The sequence below is a fragment of the Gardnerella sp. DNF01198P genome (genome assembly GCF_049244165.1).
Classification (GTDB): Bacteria; Actinomycetota; Actinomycetes; order Actinomycetales; family Bifidobacteriaceae; genus Bifidobacterium; species Bifidobacterium swidsinskii.
Genome location: NZ_CP058382.1, coordinates 1647205 through 1668286, shown reverse-complemented (window position 1 = coordinate 1668286; position 21082 = coordinate 1647205). Strand labels below are relative to the sequence as shown.

Below are 21082 nucleotides of genomic sequence, written 5' to 3'. Positions count from 1 at the left end.
ATGCACACGATAACCCCAAGAGTACCACAACCTAATCCCTTTAAATATTTGTATATAACGTCTTAATACAAATATATTGCTGAAAGTAGGTTGTTTAGAAGATAATAAAAATATGTCAGTAATACTTGAACGAGATATAAAACAAGGACAATGTGCTTGGCAATTCTGGCGTGAATCTGCTATTAAAGCACTTGGCAATGGCATAGAAGCCATGCAAATAAATAGTAATATTTTAAATATCTCTTTAAACGACGAAGCTTTAGCGGTTAGATATTCGCTATATCTTCTTGAGGATAAAGTGCCTGGGTGCGCAGTAGAAGTAAGAGTTGCGCCTTTTGGTGCAGTAAAAATTTTGGAAGGACCAGCTTCGGATCCGCATAATCTCACACCGCCAGATGTTATTGAACTTGAGCCTAAAGTATGGCTTAGATTAGCGAGTGGTGTTACTAAATGGCATCAGGAACAGGACTTTGGCAACATAAGTGCAATTGGCGAGCGTGATGATTTAAGCGATATTTTGCCGCTGTAAGTTGGCTTTATTGTAGCTTAATTGCGTATTTACAGCGTGTATTTACAAATATCCTGGGCAAACAGTATTTCGAATGCCCAGGATACGTAAATAAAATAATTTTAATAAATTTAATTTTTAATTGTCGTGTTTGTGTATGAAGTTTGGAATTGGCATAGGGATATGATGATGCGCTGGCGTGTGCGCTCCTGAGTTTGTAGAAGAGTTTTCGCTGCTAACGGCTTTTGCAGCTGCTTCCGCAGCCCACTTGGCATACTCGTCTAAATCATCTTCGTTTGAAGCATCAACGGCATCATTTTCTTGATTTGTGTCATTCTCTTCTGGAAGATATGTATCTTCCTCATAGCTTTCGCTCGACGCAAATGGATCGAAGGATCCTTGTCCGGGTTCGCTGGAATTAAGTTCCTTAGCAAGCTCGTCATAATCCGTATCGGTCGTCAGGTATTTGAGCTTACGGGCAATTTTCTGTTGCTTTGCCTTCTGTCGTCCGCGGCCCATCTGACCCCCTCTAAAAATTAAGTAACAATCAGTTCATCACACAAGAGCGTACCACTTAACCGCAACCGAGTATATTGTCTGTGTAAACTTTTACCATAAAAGCCATATTTTCAGCGTAAAAATACGCACAATTAAGGAGCCTAAAATGCCGGAAGAAGCACAGGTTACAGCTGCTGGTAATGAGATGAGCGCAAGCTTCCTTGCAGCGCGTAAACGTTCAGATGCAACGCTTGAAAAGTTACAAGCTAGCCCTTCGTCTTTTACTATGCTTACTGGAGATCGCCCAACTGGTCGTTTGCATTTAGGACATTATTTTGGATCTATTCGTGAGCGTGTTGCAATGCAGCAGCGCGGAGTAAAAACCAATATTATTATTGCAGATTATCAAGTAATTACTGATCGTGACACCACTGAGCATATTGAAGATAATGTTTTGAATTTAGTGCTGGATTATATGGCTGCCGGAATTGATCCTGAAAAAACAATGATATTTACTCATTCCGCAGTTCCTGCAGCAAATCAGCTTATGTTGCCTTTCCTTTCGCTTGTTACAGAAGCAGAATTACACAGGAATCCTACTGTAAAGTCGGAAATGGAATCATCTGGACATGCTTTAACCGGATTGCTCCTTACGTACCCAGTGCACCAGGCTTGCGATATTTTGTTCTGTAAAGCTAATGTTGTGCCGATTGGTAAAGATAATTTGCCGCATGTTGAAATCACTCGTACGATCGCGCGTCGTTTTAATGAGCGATATGCAAAAAAGAATCCAGTGTTCCCAGAGCCGGCAGCAATTTTGTCTGATGCTCCTGAAATTCCAGGATTGGACGGACGAAAGATGAGTAAATCTTACGGTAACTCGATTATGCTCGGGGCTACTGCCGAAGAAACTGCCAAATTAATTAAGAAGAGTCCAACTGATTCTGAGAGGATGATTACTTTTGATCCAGTAACTCGTCCGCAAGTTTCTGCGCTTCTTACTACCGCAGGTTTAGTTACAGGTAGAGATCCTAAAGATATTGCTGCAGAAATTGGTAACGCTGGTGCTGGCGCATTGAAAGCTTACGTAATTGAAAATGTAAATAATTTCTTGGCACCTCACCGTGAGCGTCGTGCAGAACTTGCAAAAGATATGGATACTGTTCGAGACATTTTGCATGATGGCAATAAGCGTGCAAATGCTATTGCAGAAGAAACGCTTTCCCAAGTGCGAGATGCTATGGGAATGAAGTATTAATTAAATTTCAATAAGTAAATTAATAAAAAATAAAGCCGCTCGCAAGAAAACTTGTAAGCGGCTTTTTGTTAAAAATTAACGAACTGAAACTTAGAACATCACACGTCGTAACGCCAGCTTTTATCTGTAATAACGCGTGCTACAGCAAGACCAATAGGTAAGCAAATAATTACCATGAAAGCGCGGAAAGTCCAGTCTAACGCTGGAAGCGTGTGAAATTGACCAAGATAAAACATTGCGCGATACATATAAAGTCCAGGAACCATAATTACGATAGATGGAACCGTAAGACCTATTCGTGGATAACCCAAATATTGAGGCGCTAATCCGTGACGAACGATAGTTCTCCAAGTAGAAGCTAGCAAACCTGCCAATAAAGCACCGCTGAAAGCTGCAATTTCGGCAGCAACTCCAAAATCTGTCATAGTTAAACGCAATGTGTCAGTAATAGCGCCAATAACGCCAGCAACTAAGCACATTCGTTGTGGAGAATTAAACAGAACTGAGAAGCCCCATACTCCGGCAAAAGCTGTAATAAATCGAAGAACTGCGTTAAGCCAAGGATTTAATCCGAGAGGAGGGAAGCCTTGAGGATTGAGATGTACAAGGCTTGCAACTGTCCATCCCGCAAGAGTTCCCATCAAAATAATAGCCATTGTGTAACAAAGTCGTTGAATTCCTGAAGGGAAATCAATTTTTGCAATATCTAAACCGCCTGTAATAAGAGGGAATCCAGGAATAACAAACAACACTGAGCCAATATATGCAGTTGTGTGATTGAGCGCGCTAGGGTCAAAGAAGCCAATAAGACGCAAAGCCCCAATGCATGATAGTGCACCTATTGCAACAGCTACGAATGTAACTACAAACTGGTTTAGATGCTTCATAAACATTCTGCGACGAATATAGTGACCGATTCCTGCTCCAATAAAAGCACCAATCATGTCGTAAATGCCACCGCCAAGCAAGAACGCAAAGGATGCGCAAGCAACTGCCGAAGCAAGACCAGCAAACCACGGTTTGTATAGCGGTTTCCTATTTTTAATCAAATCAAGACGGTCGTGTACTTCCCTAACTGTAAGAGGATGATCATTTTTAGATTCGTCATTACTATTAGATGCGTTTACGTGCGAAAAATGTTCAGCGTAAGCACTTTCTGGCTGCAATGCAAAAATGCCGCGTGGTTTTTCTTTTTTTATAGCTTCTTGCAACGCTTTCTTTTTTGCAATTTTAGTAGCATTTTCTTCAGACTGCTTAGCTGTTTGTACAATGGTATGTTCGTCGTCGCTCGCTTGCAATGTGTCAACTAATTCCTTAGAAACAGCAGCTTTAGAGTGATATAAAGAATCGTTTCCAAGCTTGACGTTAAACCAATCTGCAAAATGTTCTAGAAGCCAAATGCGCTCAGTGTTAACACCTGTGGTTGGAAGATCTACAACTTCAGTAATTCGCTCATGCTTATCAGTACAAGTTGCCTCAATATCTGTGAGATTCACGTCTGCGCGCACATGTACACCCATTGGTTCGCCGATTCTGTGCATAAGCTCGCGAACTCGGTAGCTTCCTGTGCCTGCTCCTAAACCGAGCGCACCGACGCGAATAATAATACTCGATTTCGCAGCAATTCCTGCTTGCGTAACTGGCTTATCCCAATCTCGCTCAACATCGTCCATATCGAGTGGAATAGCATGAGTATGAAAACGCCCAGAAGGTTTTCCGACTATATGACCAGTCGAAAGAATTTCAGGCTTATCGCAATCGCAGTTGTTGATGCTGTTGTCGTATTCATTATTCTCAATATTATTCTCTGCTGTACTCACAATTTTTTAGTATACGCAACCCCGTTGCCGAGTTATATTTTGTTGCTAAATCAGCATTCTTTACTACGTCCGGTGGTAGTTTCACAATTAACTTGGTATCTCGCTGGAAACAAGGCTGTGGGCTTGCAACTTCTGACCTACATAACCGCGGAGGAGCTGCGGAAGTCAGACGACCAAGCAACCTTAGTCTGGCGTAAGGAGGTCTGATGGCAACAGAAAATCAGCAGGTTACTCCGGCAGACGCAACTATTGTTACGTCTGGTTTAGGGCGAAAAGGCCCAGAGGAACGTGACCTTCCAGCATCACTTAAGCAAGACATGGATTTGTGCTTGCATATTCTTCGCGATGTTCTTGGCGAATTCGATGAAAAATTATTAGCAGTATTCGACGATGTGCGTTTGAATGCTGTAGAAGCTAGTGCGGCTCATTTTGCGCAAATGGTAGACGCAAAAGTAACTGCAGATGATGGCTTAAGTAAAGCTGTTAGCAAGCTCAACGGAATGAATTTGCACGATACGCAGCTTTTAGCTCGTGCTTTCGCAACATATTTCCACTTGGCAAATTTGTGCGAGGAAAATTATCGTGTTTCTGTACTTCATCAGCGTGAATGTGAAGTTGAAGATTCATTGCCTGTTGATCCAGTTAACGAACTAACTTGTGCTTATCACAAGTTGCTCACTGAAATGAGCCCTGCTGAAGCGAAAGAATTGCTTGCAAAGCTTGAGTTTCATCCTGTATTTACCGCGCACCCAACTGAAGCTCGTCGTAAAGCCGTTGCAGGTAAGATTCGCAGAATTTCGCAATTACTAAGCGAACATCATCGTTTAGGCGGATCTGATAAGCGCGAAAATTATCGACGTCTCTATAACGAAATTGATGCGCTTCTTCGCACTTCTCCGATTGCTTTGAAGAAGCCAACTCCAGTTGAAGAATCTGACACCATTCTCGACATTTTTGACGCCACTTTGTTTGACACGATTCCAGTCGTGTATCGTCGATTTGACGATTGGCTGCTTGGTAAGAAGGCTGGATTAGTTCCTCCGCGTTGCCCTGCATTCTTCCATCCAGGAAGCTGGATTGGTTCAGATCGAGATGGCAATCCTAATGTGACAGCTAAAGTGAGCCGTCAAGTCGCTCGAAAGTTTAGCGATCACGTGCTAGCAGCTTTGGAGAATCGCACGCGCGAAGTTGGCAAGTGCTTAACTATGGAAACTCGCACAACTCCTCCAAGCGTGGAGTTGCTTGAGTTGTGGAATCGTCAGCGCGAAATGAGCGAACAGCTTACAGAAAACGCTTCAGACGTTTCTAATAGTGAGCCACATCGTGCAGTAATGTTGGTAATGGCTGACCGTTTGCATCGCACTATTAGCCGCGATACGGATTTGATGTATCATTCTTGCGAAGATTTCATTGAGGATTTGCAAATTGTGCAACGCTCTTTGGCAGAAGGCGGAGATCCTCGTGCTGCATATGGTCCTTTGCAGGATTTGATTTGGCAAGCGCAAACCTTTGGATTCCACATGGTTGAAATGGAATTCCGTCAGCATTCTCTCGTGCATTCTCGCGCTTTGGAAGATATTCGCGAACATGGATTGCATGGCGAACGCGGTCCGCTTCAGCCAATGACTCGTGAAGTACTCGATACGTTCCGCGCTTTGGGAGCAATTCAAAAGCGCAACGGTATGCGCGCTGCTCGACGTTATATTATTTCCTTCGCAAAGTCTGCTCAGCATGTACGTGACGTATTTGAGCTAAATCGTCTTGCTTTCGCTCACCCACAGGATGCGCCAACAATCGACGTCATTCCGCTGTTTGAGCAGTTGGAAGATTTGCAAAACTCTGTAAATGTGCTTGAGGAGATCATTAAAATTCCTGAAGTGCAAGCTCGTCTTAAGGCTACTGGCCGCAAGATGGAAGTTATGCTTGGCTACTCGGATTCTTCCAAGGATGCTGGTCCTACTTCCGCAACGCTTGCTTTGCATTCTGCTCAGGAGCGCATTGCTAAGTGGGCTAAGAAGCACGATATTGATTTGACACTGTTCCACGGCCGCGGCGGTGCTGTTGGTCGCGGTGGCGGTCCTGCAAACCGTGCAGTGCTTGCTCAGCCAGTTGGTTCCGTCAACTGCCGCTTCAAGCTTACTGAGCAGGGCGAGGTTATTTTCGCACGATATGGCAATCCAATTCTTGCTATTCGTCACGTTGAATCCGTTGCTTCTGCAACTTTGCTTCAGTCTTCGCCAAGTGTTGAGAAAACTAACACTGATATGACGAAGAAGTATGCGGATATGGCTGCAAAACTTGATGTTGCAGCTCATGAGCGTTTCCTTGATTTGCTGCAAACGGATGACTTTACTCCATGGTTCTCTACGGTTACGCCGCTTAGTGAGATTGGTTTGCTTCCAATCGGTTCTCGCCCAGCTAAGCGCGGTTTGGGTGCGAAGTCGTTGGATGATTTGCGCACAATCCCGTGGGTGTTCTCCTGGGCTCAGGCTCGCATTAACTTAGCAGCATGGTACGGATTGGGTACTGCTTGCGAAAAGTTTGGCGATTTGGAAACTTTGCGTCGCGCTTACGAAGAGTGGCCGCTGTTTAGTACTTTTATTGACAATATTGAGATGTCTTTGGCTAAAACGGATGAGCGTATTGCTCGCATGTACTTAAGCCTTGGAGATCGCGAAGATTTGAGTGATAAAGTACTTTCAGAAATGCAGCTTACTCGCAAGTGGGTTTTGCAAATTGTTGACGACAAGTGGCCTTTGCAACATCGTCACGTGCTCGGTCAGGCAATTCGCGTGCGCTCGCCTTATGTTGACGCGCTATCTGTAATCCAGTCGCTTGCATTGCACAAGCTTCGCAACAAGGTAGACAAAGAAGAGCTTAGCGAAAGCCAGCAGGCAGAGTTCATCTACCTTATTCTTTGCACTGTTTCTGGTGTTGCTGCAGGCTTGCAGAATACTGGATGATTTTATAAGTTTATATGATTAAGAAAAGCCTTCGTACTGCTTTATTAGCTGTGCGTTGGCTTTTCTTTTTATAATCATATTTTATAAATTTTGTTAGCTTTTATAGCATATTTTCTATTTAACACAGTAACGATAGAATATGTTTTATAAGTCGAAGTGTTTTTCAAAATTTGTTGATAGCTTGTATTTGTCACCTTTGCGCAAGCGCATCAATACAAGGAGGTAATAATGCACGAGACAGTCAAAGAAGATCTTTTAAAAGAAGATTCACTTTTGGCTACATCTGTGTGGAGCGCGATGCTAGCTGGTAATCGTAAGTTTGCAGAAGGCTCATTAAATTGCCATGGACTTAGTGAAGAAACGAGATTATCTCTTATTGAAGGTCAGCATCCTGGAGCTGTTGTTCTTTCCTGTGCTGACTCGCGCGTGGCTCCAGAATTTGTGTTTGGTGCCGGTTTAGGTGATATTTTTTCTGTTCGCACTGCAGGCGAAGTGCTTGATGATGCTGTAATTGCATCTTTAGAATACGCTGTAAGCGATTTGGGAGTAAAAGTGCTTGTTGTTCTTGGACACGAGCATTGCGGTGCTGTACAAGCCGTTTTGCCGAATGTGCAAAAGCTGGTTTCTAAATACGGCGAAGATGAAGCAAACGAAATAATTGAGTCTAGCGAGTCAATATTGCTTCGTTCTTTAGGACCGGCTGCGCTCGCGGGTATTGAAGAAGACTTGAGCACGGACGATATTGAGCGCATTCACGTGTCTAATATGTTGACTGAAATTTGCGACAAATCTCAAATTATTCGTGAAGCCGCTTTTAACGATAACCTTATGCTAGTTGGCGCTAGGTATAGAATGAGTGATGGTTTAGTAGAGGTTCTTTCATGCTAAGTAGCATGTAGTCGCATTTTTAACAGAATTATTAATACGTTGTTAGGTTACAGATATGAATCAATCATCTAAAGATACGCTTGATGCAAATTCTGCAAATTCCACTAATTCTGCGAACTATCTTTTCTTGCTTGTCGGAGCTCCTTTAGTAGCTTTTATTATTGCAGCTGCTCCTGCTTTACAAGGGCAACATCCTTGGTTTCTCATTGATACAACAATTCGAGGTGTTTCCGGCTTGTTGCTACAAGCTATACCTTTTACGCTCATAGGTGTGCTTGTTTCTGCTGCAGTAGAAACTTGGGTAACTGCTGATTTTATTGAGAAACATGTTCCAAAATCTACAGCAAATGGTTTCTTGGCTGCCATATTAGCCGGCGTCTGTATGCCGGTTTGTGATTGTGTAGTCGTTCCAACGTTTTCTCGTTTAGTTGCAAGAAAACTACCATTGCCGTGCGCCATAACTTTTCTATGTGTAGTTCCTGTTGTAAATCCAGTATCTGTATTGGCAACATTTTATGCGTTTTCTGACGCTCCAGCTGTTGCTATTATGCGTATTGCGCTAGGTGTTGGTATTGCATTACTGGTTGGATTAACTTTTGTTATATTTCCTTCGAAAATCAATATTTTGCGTAAGAAAATTTTAGTAGAAAACGAATCTTCTTTACATTGTTCTTGCGAATTGAATAACGAAAGTAATCTCACAAAAAATAATATTGAAAAGCATAGTATTTCTGCGCAAATTCGCAAATATGTGCAGCATATACATCAGGATTTAATAAAATTAATTCCAATTATTGTATGTGGAACTATAGTTGCTTCTGTAATTCGCGCATGGCTCGGAGCTGATCCTGCTTCTCGCGTGCAAGTGAGTAATGTTTTCATTGCTATTCCTGTAATGATGGCTATTGCGTACGCAAGCTCTCTATGCTCCAGCTCAGATGCTGTAATTGCAAGAAGTTTAGCAACATCATTGCCTATGTCGTCGGTGCTAGTATTTCTGCTGTTTGGTCCTATGCTTGATTTAAAGAATACGCTTATGCTCGTTGAGGATTGCCGTGGTAAATTTGTGTGGCGCTTAACATTAACTATTGCTTTTGCGTGCTTCCTAGCGTCATTATTAGCTCACTGGGCTTGGGGGTTCATCGCATGAAAAAGCAAAAATGTGTTGAGCATAATGCTTGTAAAAAAATCACTTTAGCTCAATTGGTAGAAGCTATTTTATTGCTATTTTTTGCAGTCATAATTGCGGAAGTTACTTTAAGCGGTAGATATACGCTTTTTACTACGCCTAGAGCATATTATTATTTGTTAATTACTGCTATTTTGCTATTTATTTTGTCTATATGTGCTGCGATTGGATGGTTTTCTGTTTCTTCGCGCGATGTTTGGCGTATGTTTGTAGCTTTCGTTGTTCCTGCGCTACTTATTATTGTTCCTTTGCGTTACGCTCAAAATATTAGTGTAGATGGATTCGACCAGTATGCTGGCGGTCGTGCTATTGCTATTCGTAGCCAAAATTATCCTTTGCCAGGATTGTATGAAAAATCTCATGAGATAACAGTTGATGATGATGATTTCGGCTCCTGGTATGACGAAATCGATCATAATGCTGCAAAATATGATGGATACGCGATTACTCTTACAGGTTTTGTCAGCAGAGATTCTACGTTGAATGCAAATCAATTTAGGGTATCTCGTCAGCTTATGTCATGCTGTATTCTCGACATGTCTCCGTTTGGATTAGTTGCCGAAAAATCAAATATTGGCGAAATTCAAGATCATGAATGGGTGCGTGTTCGTGCACGCGTTTCTAGAGGCAATATTGGCATTCCTGGATATCAGCATCCTGGAGTTGTGCTGCACGTTATATCAATGCAAACAGCTCAAGCTCCAACTGGATATTTTTATCGCCCATAAATAATTTATCTTCGTTAATGGTGATAATTATTTTAGAATTGTTGATATCGCATAGAAGTAAACTAAGATAACAAGTATGGCGATTGGTTTTAATATTCTACTCATTATGATTTTTTTGCTATTTGGTTCCGTATTTGCGGCAACCGAATTAGCTTTAGTGAGCTTGAGAAGTTCGCAAATTGATCGCATGGAATTGCAGGATGCGCGTGGCGCTAGAGTTGCAAAAATTGCCCGCGACCCTAACACTTTTCTATCTGCTCTACAAATTGGAGTAACTCTTTCTGGCTTTCTTTCTGCATCGTTTGGTGAGTCTGCTTTAGCTCCGTATGTTGTGCCGGTTGTATGTTCATGGGGTGTTTCTTCGCACGTTGCTGGCCCACTTACAACAATCTTTCTAACTCTTGTTATTTCTTACTGTTCTATTGTTATTTCTGAATTAGTTCCAAAACGTATTGCTATGCAGCGTGCTGAGCAGATTGCGCGAGCGGTTGTGCCGGCGGTTGATGTTTTCTCAAAGATTTGCAAGCCTTTAATTTGGCTTATTGGAAAGAATACTAACGGTTTTGTGCGCATTCTTGGCTTTGATCCTAATGAGAAGGAAAGCGAAGTTTCTGACGAAGAATTGCGTGTTCTTGTCAATAGCAATAAACGTTTAAGTCAGGATGAGCGTACTATTTTGGATGATGTGTTTGATGCGTCTGAAACTATTGTTGCTGAAGTAATGCGTCCTCGTGCTGATGTTGAGTTTTTGGATGGTTCATTGAGCCTTGAAGAAGCTGCCGCGAAAATTCGTGAGCTTCCGTATTCTCGCTACCCTGTTATTGGCAAAGATTTTGATGATGTTATAGGTTTTGTGCATGTTCGTGATTTGCTAGATGTGCGTGATCCAAATGCAAAAACTGTTGCAGATGTAACTCGCGAAGGAATTAGTCTTCCTGGAACTTCCAAACTATTGCCGAGCCTGGAACTTCTTCGTAAACGTGGTATTCATTTGGCTGTTGTCATCGATGAATATGGTGGAACTGACGGTATTGTTACGCTTGAGGACATGACAGAAGAGCTAGTTGGAGATATTCGCGATGAATATGATTTGCCTGGTGAAACTGAGCAAAATAATGTGAATAAAACAACTGCTTTTGTAAATGGTGTTGCAAAAATTGATGGCGGTATGACCATTGAAGATTTTGCTGACATTACCGGCATTGAGCTTGAGGACGGTCCGTATGAGACTGTTGCAGGCTACTTTTTAGCGCATACTGGTTCAATGGGAAGTGTTGGAGCTGTTTTGCATGATGCGGATGGTTACGATATGACTGTGACTGCGGTTGATGGTAGGCGTATTGCGACGATTGAAGTGCGTCGCCGCGCGTAGTTTAAGCCATAGCAGTAGAATAATAACGGTATTAACAAACCTAAGGAAGGATAGAACATGGCTTTGTTGCATATTTTGCCAGGTCTCGACGAAGCGGCCAGTGAAAAGGCTGTTGCCATTTTACAGAATCGTTTAAGCCACGAGCAGGAAGCTGCTTTGGTGCTCAAGCATGCGCATTGGAATGTTACTGGTCCAGATTTTATTGCAGTGCACGAAATGCTTGATCCACAGGTTGCTGAAGTTTTGGCGCAGGCGGATGAAACTGCTGAGCGAATTGCAACTTTGGGCGGCTCTCCACTTGGCCGCGCAGACGATGTTGTTGCTGCTCGCACATGGAAGCGTTTTGCTTTGACTGGTCGCAAGTCTACAAAGGAGTATTTGCAAGCGCTTATTGAGTACTATAACGATATGATTGCAGACGATCGCAAGGCTATCGCGGAACTTGATGAGCTTGATTTAGTTAGCTCAAATATTATTCAAGATCATGTTCAACAGTTGGAAAAGTTCCAGTGGTTCATGCGTAGCCATCTTGATTAATTATTCTCTGTTTAATTTTTTTGATTCAAACCGCAACACGCTGTTTTCTTTTTATGGCGTGTTGCGGTTTGACATTTTCTGTGTCTGTGCTAATGTAACTACTTGTATGTTTTAGGCATACGAGTTGGGCCCGTAGCTCAGGTGGTTAGAGCGCATCCCTGATAAGGATGAGGTCGGAGGTTCAAGTCCTCCCGGGCCCACGATAGAATGACATCATTCTTTCGAATGGGGCTATGGCGCAGCTGGTAGCGCATCTGCTTTGCAAGCAGAGGGTCAGGAGTTCGAGTCTCCTTAGCTCCACGAACAGGGTTCTGATTGATTTTTCAATCAGAACTTTTTGTTTATCAATTTCTTTCTTGTCGCGTGCCCATTCAATTTTTGGGGAATAACCCAATTTTTTACTGATTACCCCTAATAAAATTAGGGTGACACCCTGATATTTGTCAGTGTTGTAAAAAATATAAAAATGTTTAAATAGTTGAATCTCTTCCCAGAGATTGCGGCATATATTTTGCTGTGGAACTATACACAATATATTGTTAACTTGAAAGGTATTAAAGAGAGATGAAAACCATAAAGGTTTTCATTTTAGACGGAAGGATGTAAAAAATGATTTATAAGATAAAACAAAATATTGCTGATATTTCTGCTGGCGTAGTTTCTTTATTAGTAGCTTCATTTGTTAAAGGTCAAGGTTGGAATATTCAAAATATTATGATTTGGCTTGCAACATTCGTAGCAACATATATCACACTACGTCTATTATTTATGCTTTTCAAAATTGTAAGAACTCTTTTCACTAAAGAACAGTAAATTTTAGGGTTATAGGCCGAATCTATGGCAAATAAATTGGCCTATAACCTAAATTTTAAAAAGATATGAAGCATAAACTTATTAATTTAATAATTCAAATAGTACAATTAGTAATTGTTGGAACTCATTATGGTGCTTTTTTGGAAGCATAATATTTACATGAGAATGCTTCTCATCAAGGCCTATTGGTATACTAATCACATATAAATAAACATGAATATCTTTACGCCGTGTATTGAGCGCAGCTAAATCAAATCTGCTCTCAATGGGTTAACAAGGCGTGAAATCGTGTGTTGGCAGCGTCTTAAGCGGTTAACCTGATCAGCGTAAGGAAAGTGTATGCGTAAACTTTTAGCATATTGCCGTCGTGCACCTCAATTAACAGTCGTAATTCTTGCTTTTCCGTTTATTGTGGCTTTGTACTCGTATAATTTGCCTATATTAACTACTTTCTGTGAGCAAATATCTAATCTTTCGCAGCAAATCTTTGATTTCTTAAATCTTGGTTGCGATATTTCCATAAGTCTTAGTATCGGGAAAACTATTATCGCTATTCTCGTTTTGTATACCAGCCTTATTTCTTTGCGCAACATGATTAAAAATTTATTGCGCGGAACTTTAGGCATTGATTTGCTAGCTTTTGTTGCATTACTTGCAACGCTTTGTATTGGTGAGTTTTGGGCAAGCTATTTGATTGTTGTAATGGTTTGGACGGGAGAGGCAATTGAAGATTTTGCGCATATGAAAGCCCAGCGCAATCTGTCTCTTTTAGTAAGCGCAGCTCCAAAAACTGCTCATCTTATGACTTTGCCAGGTATTGAGCATGAAATGGATAATAATCAAGCAAATGATGAATCATACGAACCGCCATGTTTGAGTGAAAATCAGTGCAAGCCTAGCTCGTGTGTTCTGTGCCGGCATGCTGAATTCAGAAAAGTGGATGCCGCTAATTCTAAGCAATCTAATATTAGCGAGCAAAATTGCGACTATAAACACAATATTTGTCCATTTTTGCAAGCGTCTACAGACGGCGAAATCTCCTCAAATTTGCAGCGTTACAAAACGGTTCCAGTTGATGAATTAAATATTGGAAACGTAATTATTGTGCTTCCTGGCGAAACTGTGCCAGTTGATGGTGAGCTGTTAAGCGGTTCTGCAATTTTAGACACAAGTGCTATTAACGGAGAATCCGTTCCTAGAGAAGTCTATGCGGGAGCTGCAGTGCTTTCAGGCTGTGTAAACGGTGGAGTTGTGCTTATTATGCGCGTAACAAAGCTGTCTAAAAACTCGCAGTATCAGAAAATCATGCAGCTTGTTGAGTCTGCTAGGTCTTCTAAAGCTGCAGTAGTTAGATTTGCAGACATGTTATCTGTGCCATTTACTGTTTTGTCTTTTGTAATTGCTGGTTTTGCTTGGGGCTTTTCTGGAGATGCTCTTAGATTTGCGCAAGTGCTAGTTTTGGCAACTCCTTGCCCGCTGCTTATTGCGGTGCCGGTTGCGTGCATGGCTGGAACTGGGCGTTTAGCGAAACTTGGAATTGTTGTTAAAAGTCAGGATGTGCTTGAGCAATTAAGTCGTGTAACAGATGTATTTTTTGACAAAACTGGCACGTTGACTGTAAAACAGCCGCAAGTTGTAAACGTAGACGTAATCGATACTACGCAGAAGGCTGATCGTATTGTAATGCTCGCAGGTGTTCTAGAGACGTATTCTCAGCACATACTTGCAGGTGGTATTGCTAAAGCGGGAGCAAGCTTGTGGGAAAATGCTCACCCATCGTCGGTTCCGCAGCTTCCTAGCGTGCGAGAATACCCTGTAGTGCACAGTGTTAAAGAAACTGCAGGTCAGGGTATTCAGGGCGTTGTAGACGGTATTTTAGTACGTGTAGGCAGACGCAAGTACGTTACAGAGCAAAACGCGAATCAAACTATAGGCAAATCTCTTGCAGCAGACGAAATGGCAACCTACGTGTCTTTTGACGGCGTGCTGGTAGGAAGAATCGTATTAAAAGACGTGCCGCGCGATAACGCGAAATCAACCATTGACGCATTGTGTACACTTGGTGCACGCTCAATATCTATTCTTACTGGCGATAGTTTGCAAGCTGCAACAACAATTGGTAAAAGTGTTGGAATTGAAACAATATATGCAGATTTACTTCCGCAAGATAAATTAGCGCATGTAAAAAAACATAATTACAATGCGTATAAAAATAAGCAAAATTCAACTGTAACAATGATGGTTGGAGATGGTGTAAACGATGCTCCAGTGCTTGCAGCTGCCGATATTGGCGTAGCAGTAACGGATGGCACAGATACGGCAGCATCTGAATGCGCACAGGTAGTTATTATGAACAATGATATTTCTTCTGTTGCAAGCGCAATAAGAGTAGCAAAACATACTAAACGCGTTATGGTTCAGTCAGTATTGATGGGCATTGGATTAGCAATTATAAGTATGATTTTTGCGGCTTTCGGTTTTATTCCAGCAGTTATTGGCGCAATGATGCAAGAAGCAATTGATGTTGTTGCTATTATGTGGGCTTTAACAGCATTGCGCGAACGAAAATAAAAATATTTTTTGGCAATATTTTTACGATATTCATTACGACATCTTTAATAATATTCGTTTGAGTATGTTGTAAGACGAAGTAATGCGCTAGTCTAATTATGAAAGCATACGAGTTAGCTGCAAACGGTAACGGCTCAAGCTTGTACGTAACTTATTTCTGGCGAAGAATTACATATAAACGCTTTACAGTTACGCTGCTGAGTGATTGAGGCAACCTATGCTTGTAGGCCGCGCTAAATAGCGCGAAAACGGCGAAAAGTGCCGTATAATACAGTTCAATATGGGGATAATAATGGAAAAAAATAACTTAAACGAAAATGTTTCACAAGAAACATCTCAACTGCGTATTGCTGTAATAGGAGCAGGCCCTGCAGGAGTGTACTCTTCCGATATCTTCTTACGTCAGATTGCAAAGCGTGGAGAAGAATTGGGATTAGGCTCTAGCGCTCGCATTGATCTTTTTGAAAAATTGCCAGTGCCTTTCGGCTTAGTGCGTTACGGAGTAGCTCCTGACCATCCAAGTATCAAATTTATTGCGGATGCGCTTGAAAAGACGCTTGATAATCCAAATATTCATCTTTATGCAAATGTTGAATTTGGTAAAGATATTGCATTAGAAGATTTACTTCATAGATATGATGCTGTGTTATTTGCAACGGGTGCTGTGAAAGATAGGCCTCTTCGAGGAGTTCCAGGTGCCGATTTAGACGGAGTGTACGGAGCTGCAAAATTCGTAGAATGGTACGATGGATACCCAACTAGCAATCGAGAATGGCCGCTTGAAGCCAAGGAAGTAGCTGTTATTGGTGGCGGAAATGTGGCAATGGATGTTGCTCGTGAGCTTTTACGAGATCCTGATTATTTGCGCGCTCATACGGATATTCCAGATGACGTGTATGAGGGATTGCAAAAAAATAAAACCCAAACCTTGCATTTATTTATTCGTCGTGGAGTTGCCCAAGCAAAATTCTCTGTTCAAGAATTGCGCGAAATGGAAAAGTTATCCGGAGTGCAAATTGTTATTAATGAGGATGATTTTGAACTTGACGATGAGACTATTGAAGTAGCCGGTAACGATAAGCTCACGCGTCAAATGGTTGAGGAGCTTTTCGCTATTCGCGATATGGCTGAAGACATGGAAGATGGCGGAAACGTTGATTTTGAGGGGAAGCCAGCCAACAAACGCTATATTATCCACTTCAACTGTGCGCCGGTAGAAATTCTTGGTGAAGATGGACATGTGAAAGCAATACGAGTTGAGCGCACGACTACAAGCGCCGATGGCAAAATGACTCGTACTGGAGAGTTCGAGGAATACGCCGTTCAAGCTGTATACCATGCCATTGGCTACCATCCTGCAGAAGTTGCAGGTATTGCTTACGACGAAAAGCGTACTTTGCTTGCAAATATTGATGGGCGCTTAGTGGAGTCTGTGGAAAATGGCGAAGTTCGTGAGCGATTGTATGCAACTGGCTGGGCTAAGCGTGGGCCGGTAGGATTAATCGGTTCTACAAAATCTGATGCTCTTTTGATTGTTAATAATATGCTTGAAGATTTATCTAAAGCTGGCAATGCTGGGCGAATCGCACCTGATCGCGATGAAAATTCTATAGATAAATTATTGGCAGAAAAGGGCATTAAACCAATTGATTACGCCGGTTGGAAGCGAGTTGACTCTTATGAGCGTGAACTTGGAGCCAATGAGCAGAGAACTCGAAAGAAAGTTGTTTCAGCTTCTGAACTTGTAAATATTGCTTTAGGTAGCAAATAATGCCCTAAATAAACTGAAAATATTACTTAGTATTTAAGTTTGTAGTTAGTAAATACGCAGTATATATTCAGAAAAATTTAAGTTCGCATTATTAAGATAGCTCATATGTTGAAAGGCTTGAGAATACACTATGGCAGCTTAAAAGCCGCACTATTTTTTGTTGTTGTGTGGCTTTTTCTTGCCTTATGTTGGGTTCTTACTGGCTCGCATCTGTCTTCACTAATATGGTTCATTATTCCTGGTATTGCATTTAGTGTTTTTGCTTATTGGTGCTCAAGTAAGCTTGCGATTATTGCTATGCATGCTACAGAGGTTAGTGAAGAAGAAGAGCCTGTGCTTTACGCAATGGTCAGAGATTTATCTGCTCGAATTGGTAAACCTATGCCGCGAGTAATGGTTTCTCCCTACGAAAGTCCTAATGCTTTTGCAACTGGTAGAAGTGAGCGTCATGCGAGTATATGTTGTACTCGTGGTTTGATTAATATTCTTAACGAGCGCGAGTTACGTAGTGTTATTGGTCATGAATTAACTCATATTTATAATCATGATATTCTCGCTTCTTCGCTGGCTACTGCTACAGCAACAGTATTAACGTACGTTGGTTCTTGGCTTGTTTATGTCGGTGATACATATCGTCGTGATATTCGCAAGTATTGCAAATTTATTGGTAAGTTTTTGAATATTTTATTCGCTCCTATTGCTTCTGTTATTATCAATGCAATTATTCCTGGTTCGCGTGAATTTGACGCAGATAAGGGAAGTAGTGAAATTACTGGAGATTTTGCTGCGCTTGCTTCCGCACTTAATAAAATTACTTACGGCATGCAGCTTCACGAGATGAAATCTACTGCTGGATTGCAGGCTGTTGCTTCTTTGATGATTATTTGTCCATGGAATAATAACGCCCCTGCGCTTGTGCATTTGTGTACTGCGCGTCCTACTGTTCAGGATAGGATTGGGCGTTTAATGAGCATTGCTGCATGAATATTTTGTTTGTTGAACTTGCTTGTCTTGTTTATTGAGTTCATAAACTGATTCCTAAATATTGAAGCGGTAAGCTGTGCATGATACCCTTAGATGGTTGTTGAAACTAGTTTACTTTTAGTTACAGCATGCGGATGTAGTTCATCGGTAGAATGGAAGCTTCCCAAGCTTCAGAGGCGGGTTCGACTCCCGTCATCCGCTCCATTCAGATTGTAAAATTGTATAAGTTGTAGTTTTTGTACATTGGATGTATAAAAACTACAACTTACGCTTAGTTAAACTTTCTTTTTCTTGCAATTGTCACAATTGTGCTAGCAAACAGCATCAATGCAACGCTAAGTGCAATTGGAATTATTTGTATTCCAGTACGAGGGAGTGCATTATTGGCTATTGTGGATTGTTTGTGTAAATGGAGGTCTTTCTTTACTAAAGTATTCGTCCACGCAACTTGTTTACCGTTTTCGTCAATAAGGACAATCGTATGATTGCCTTTATAGTCTTCCGGGATAACTACGTCGAATACAATTCTGCCATATTCATTAATGTGAACTGTTACATATTTCATTCCATTTGCGCTATAAAGAAGTTTAGGGTTGGAATATATGTAGGCATAAGCTTTTACTGCTTTTTCTAGTTGTAATCTGCGCATGAATTCTGATGTTGCATTTACTGTAACAGTGATATGGTTGTTTTTTCCCGCATAAGCAATGTTATTATTCCCGACGGTGAGAGTGTTGCACAACGCTGGAAGTAAATCTGCAATACTCTTTGGTGCTGATGGAATCTGTTGCTGTAATGTGTGTGATTCTGAGTTTGCGTTAAGCTCTATGTGGTTTTCGCGCATAGAATCGTTACTAACTGCAGGAGTTTGTAGAGTTTTGGAAGGATGCGTTGGTCCGGGAAATCCCATGCTTGGAATTTCCTTATGGTCTTGATCGAACTTATTAGTCTGTGGGGTTGTGCTATTTGCAGACTTATCAGATTCGCCATTGCTAGAGTGCTCACTGTTGCCAGAATGAGATTCTGGTGTTGGTGGAACAGGTTGTGGCTCTGGTTTAGGCGCAGGTTTTGGCGGAACGGGTGTTGGATTCACCGGGTTTGGTTTCGGCTGCAGAGGCACTGCAGGTTGTTGATCAGGCGTCGGTGTCGGCGTAGGCGAAGGCGTTGGTTCCGGTGTCGGTGGAACAGGTGTCGGAGGTACGGGAGTTGGTGTTGGAGCTGGTGTCGCTGGTGTTAGCTCGATCCATGGTGTTGATTTCTTTGCAGGAATTAACTCGGCCCACGTAATACTCTTTTTAGCTGGGTTTAGTGGTGTTGCTGGAATGATTTCTACAACGTGAGCTTTAAGAGTTACTTTCTGTTTTGCTTTGTTTGCAAAGGTTATTTCTATGATAAATGTTGTTTCTCCAGTGTTTGTTGTGTTTGGTTGTTTTACAACTTGTACTGTGCTGTTTTCTGGTAAGTTTTTTAAGTATGGTTTGAAGTCGAAATTATCGGGGATTTTATTGTCTTTTTTGACTTCTATTTTCTTGCCAGGTTCAGCAGTAACATTTGGAAGTTCCTCGATATTAGCCAATCGTTTATGAATGGTTATTGGAACTATAATAGTTTTTAATATTCTACCAGATAGTACGAGTAGTATTTTCCCTTCGTAGTTGCCGCATTGAGAAGTGTCAATTTTGTCGTATTCTGTAATGTCTGTAATGGTAGAGCCTTGCGGTATATCGTTAGGATTAAGAAGATGCTTTATTGTTGTGCCTTTTGGCAATGGATCATTTTCCATAATGTCAATATTCGTAATTTTAGGTTCGAAAGCTTGTTCGTCAGTTTTAATAACTGGTTCGTTAACTAATCCGTCGAGTGCATCAATTTTGCGACCGGTTCCCTCAATTTTATTGCGTTCGCCAACTGTGAATCCTTGGAAAGCATTCATTCTAGGCTCAAAGTAGCTTCTGGATCCATGACCGGCTCCAGAACTTCCTACGCTTATTGCACCTTCGAAATTTCCTATTCCGCCTATTACTGTATCGTTATCAACTTTATAATGAACGGCATAACCTTCTTTAGTTAGTTTATCGCCAAAATCAGATGTTTCCCAAAGCCATCTGTTGAATATATTACCTTTGATTCTCGGAGCGTTAAAAGTATAAGCTTTAATATTAAAAGTTGCGCCACTACTTTTAGCTCGAATTAAGGCTCTTTGTGCTAAGTACCCACCTAAAGAGTGACCTGTAACATATAAATTGCTTACAGTGTTCTTTTGTTTATATTCATCAATTAATTTATCTATATCAGCAGCTTGGCCTGGGTTTGAGCCAGTTCCAAGCAAGACATCATTCCATACATCTGTTGCGCCTTTAGTGCCGCGAATTGCTAATACTTGCACGCCGTTTTGCTTAATAAATGGGTACGCAGGATTCACATTTTCAAAAAGGATAGCGTCAAACCCACTCCCGAAGTGGTAGGTTTCCTTAACTTTCCAGAATGGTGCAAGCTCGTTGTGCATAAGGCGGTACTCATTGCGATTTTCATAAATAATCCTGAGCGGTTTTGAGTAGTCAAGTACTTCTTTGACGTAGCTGTCTTCCCTATACACAAGCTCCATAAAAAGCGCCATATCGCGAGGGCTAATATCCCACCTGCGAGGATTGCTATCGTTTTTGTCATCTAATCCGTCGCCGTCGGTGTCCTTAATAAGTGGATGCGAATTATATCCGTAATATGTGCGTCCGTTTTTTACGTAAGTGTAAAGCTCTTCGCTGTTCTTCAGACCGTCGCCGTCGCTATCTTGATCTGGATCTAGCGCGGCTTTATGGTAAAGCAAAGAATCAATCTGATTATTTTCCAAACGAATTCGACCAGTAGAAATGTCGTGAGCGGTTTGTGCGGTAAGAGGTACGTGCACTGGTGATGTTTCTTCTGCCGCTGCGGTTGTTGCTAGCGAAGGTATGTAAACCAGCGATGAAATGATCAAACCAAAAGTTAATACAATTCCACTAATTGTGTGAACGGTACTTACTTTTCTCATACTGCTATTCCTTACTTTTTGTACAGACTTCTACTTTATTTTGAAAATATTTTTGCGAGCAGCACAACAGATTTAGCTCAACGTGTTGGTTTTATCAGATTTAACAACTTTATAAAATTGTATCTAGTTGAATCAGATAATTTTAATAAGTACC

15 protein-coding genes and 3 tRNA genes are annotated in these 21082 nt (G+C 41.5%); 15 read left to right on the top strand and 3 right to left on the bottom strand.

All coding sequences use genetic code 11. From position 1 onward, the window contains the following. The first annotated feature begins 112 nt into the window (after positions 1-112). Entirely contained in the window at positions 113-529 is a 417-nt protein-coding gene (locus HXT44_RS06920) for a sterol carrier family protein (RefSeq protein ID WP_103013745.1), read from the top strand. 117 nt (positions 530-646) lie between these two features. On the opposite strand, the gene HXT44_RS06915 is transcribed toward HXT44_RS06920, so the two are convergent. Beyond that, complete coding sequence (locus HXT44_RS06915) at positions 647-1027, bottom strand: DUF3073 domain-containing protein (protein WP_421782865.1); 381 nt, start codon at positions 1025-1027, stop codon at positions 647-649. A gap of 145 nt (positions 1028-1172) precedes the next feature. On the opposite strand from HXT44_RS06915, the gene trpS reads away from it, so the two are divergent. After that, positions 1173-2264 (top strand): tryptophan--tRNA ligase, encoded by a 1092-nt coding sequence (gene trpS, locus HXT44_RS06910; RefSeq protein WP_103013743.1) that lies wholly within the window; start codon positions 1173-1175, stop codon positions 2262-2264. Between the two features lie 98 nt (positions 2265-2362). Here trpS and HXT44_RS06905 read toward each other — a convergent pair whose 3' ends face one another. Beyond that, entirely contained in the window at positions 2363-4084 is a 1722-nt protein-coding gene (locus tag HXT44_RS06905) for a threonine/serine ThrE exporter family protein (RefSeq protein WP_103013742.1), read from the bottom strand. Between the two features lie 206 nt (positions 4085-4290). Between HXT44_RS06905 and HXT44_RS06900 the strand changes: the two genes are divergently transcribed. From HXT44_RS06900 to HXT44_RS06840, 13 genes are all read left to right on the top strand, one after another. Further along, complete coding sequence (locus HXT44_RS06900; RefSeq protein WP_012913687.1) at positions 4291-7047, top strand: phosphoenolpyruvate carboxylase; 2757 nt, start codon at positions 4291-4293, stop codon at positions 7045-7047. 228 nt (positions 7048-7275) lie between these two features. Beyond that, positions 7276-7935: a carbonic anhydrase gene (locus HXT44_RS06895; RefSeq protein WP_064621678.1), complete on the top strand. Its 660-nt coding sequence runs from the start codon at positions 7276-7278 to the stop codon at positions 7933-7935. A 55-nt stretch (positions 7936-7990) separates the two neighbouring features. Beyond that, entirely contained in the window at positions 7991-9085 is a 1095-nt protein-coding gene (locus HXT44_RS06890; protein ID WP_064621677.1) for a permease, read from the top strand. Further along, the gene (locus tag HXT44_RS06885) at positions 9082-9852 is read left to right on the top strand and encodes a TIGR03943 family putative permease subunit (RefSeq protein ID WP_004109484.1); all 771 of its coding nucleotides are present in this window, start codon (positions 9082-9084) and stop codon (positions 9850-9852) included. Before HXT44_RS06890 ends, HXT44_RS06885 begins: the two co-directional genes overlap by 4 nt. A 76-nt stretch (positions 9853-9928) precedes the next feature. Beyond that, positions 9929-11224, top strand: coding sequence for a hemolysin family protein (locus tag HXT44_RS06880; RefSeq protein ID WP_012913683.1), 1296 nt, complete (start codon positions 9929-9931; stop codon positions 11222-11224). A gap of 57 nt (positions 11225-11281) precedes the next feature. Beyond that, positions 11282-11761, top strand: coding sequence for a Dps family protein (locus HXT44_RS06875; protein ID WP_012913682.1), 480 nt, complete (start codon positions 11282-11284; stop codon positions 11759-11761). 126 nt (positions 11762-11887) lie between these two features. Continuing rightward, positions 11888-11961: transfer RNA gene (locus tag HXT44_RS06870), tRNA-Ile, on the top strand. A gap of 27 nt (positions 11962-11988) precedes the next feature. Then, positions 11989-12061 (top strand) — tRNA-Ala (locus tag HXT44_RS06865). Positions 12062-12370: 309 nt separating this feature from the next. After that, the gene (locus HXT44_RS06860) at positions 12371-12574 is read left to right on the top strand and encodes a hypothetical protein (protein WP_012913681.1); all 204 of its coding nucleotides are present in this window, start codon (positions 12371-12373) and stop codon (positions 12572-12574) included. Between the two features lie 339 nt (positions 12575-12913). Further along, positions 12914-15145 (top strand): heavy metal translocating P-type ATPase, encoded by a 2232-nt coding sequence (locus tag HXT44_RS06855; RefSeq protein WP_102703281.1) that lies wholly within the window; start codon positions 12914-12916, stop codon positions 15143-15145. A gap of 292 nt (positions 15146-15437) precedes the next feature. After that, positions 15438-16916, top strand: a complete 1479-nt coding sequence (locus HXT44_RS06850; protein ID WP_064622088.1) for an FAD-dependent oxidoreductase — start codon at positions 15438-15440, stop codon at positions 16914-16916. 105 nt (positions 16917-17021) lie between these two features. Next, a complete protein-coding gene (locus tag HXT44_RS06845; RefSeq protein ID WP_012913678.1) occupies positions 17022-17900 on the top strand; it encodes a M48 family metalloprotease in 879 nt (292 codons plus the stop codon). A gap of 130 nt (positions 17901-18030) precedes the next feature. Next, positions 18031-18104, top strand: a tRNA-Gly gene (locus tag HXT44_RS06840). Positions 18105-18171: 67 nt separating this feature from the next. Here HXT44_RS06840 and HXT44_RS06835 read toward each other — a convergent pair. Further along, on the bottom strand, positions 18172-20928 hold the full coding sequence (locus tag HXT44_RS06835) for a Rib/alpha-like domain-containing protein (protein ID WP_102155587.1): 2757 nt from the start codon (positions 20926-20928) through the stop codon (positions 18172-18174). Positions 20929-21082: the final 154 nt, after the last annotated feature.

Excerpts from the sequence above, each read along its gene's own strand:
- HXT44_RS06855 (WP_102703281.1), top strand. The coding sequence starts at position 12,914 with ATGCGTAAACTTTTAGCATATTGCCGTCGTGCACCTCAATTAACAGTC.
- HXT44_RS06895 (WP_064621678.1), top strand. The coding sequence starts at position 7,276 with ATGCACGAGACAGTCAAAGAAGATCTTTTAAAAGAAGATTCACTTTTG.
- HXT44_RS06875 (WP_012913682.1), top strand. The coding sequence starts at position 11,282 with ATGGCTTTGTTGCATATTTTGCCAGGTCTCGACGAAGCGGCCAGTGAA.
- HXT44_RS06850 (WP_064622088.1), top strand. The coding sequence starts at position 15,438 with ATGGAAAAAAATAACTTAAACGAAAATGTTTCACAAGAAACATCTCAA.
- HXT44_RS06890 (WP_064621677.1), top strand. The coding sequence starts at position 7,991 with ATGAATCAATCATCTAAAGATACGCTTGATGCAAATTCTGCAAATTCC.
- HXT44_RS06885 (WP_004109484.1), top strand. The coding sequence starts at position 9,082 with ATGAAAAAGCAAAAATGTGTTGAGCATAATGCTTGTAAAAAAATCACT.
- HXT44_RS06860 (WP_012913681.1), top strand. The coding sequence starts at position 12,371 with ATGATTTATAAGATAAAACAAAATATTGCTGATATTTCTGCTGGCGTA.
- trpS (WP_103013743.1), top strand. The coding sequence starts at position 1,173 with ATGCCGGAAGAAGCACAGGTTACAGCTGCTGGTAATGAGATGAGCGCA.
- HXT44_RS06845 (WP_012913678.1), top strand. The coding sequence starts at position 17,022 with ATGTTGAAAGGCTTGAGAATACACTATGGCAGCTTAAAAGCCGCACTA.
- HXT44_RS06920 (WP_103013745.1), top strand. The coding sequence starts at position 113 with ATGTCAGTAATACTTGAACGAGATATAAAACAAGGACAATGTGCTTGG.
- HXT44_RS06880 (WP_012913683.1), top strand. The coding sequence starts at position 9,929 with ATGGCGATTGGTTTTAATATTCTACTCATTATGATTTTTTTGCTATTT.
- HXT44_RS06915 (WP_421782865.1), bottom strand. The coding sequence starts at position 1,027 with ATGGGCCGCGGACGACAGAAGGCAAAGCAACAGAAAATTGCCCGTAAG.
- HXT44_RS06900 (WP_012913687.1), top strand. The coding sequence starts at position 4,291 with ATGGCAACAGAAAATCAGCAGGTTACTCCGGCAGACGCAACTATTGTT.
- HXT44_RS06835 (WP_102155587.1), bottom strand. The coding sequence starts at position 20,928 with ATGAGAAAAGTAAGTACCGTTCACACAATTAGTGGAATTGTATTAACT.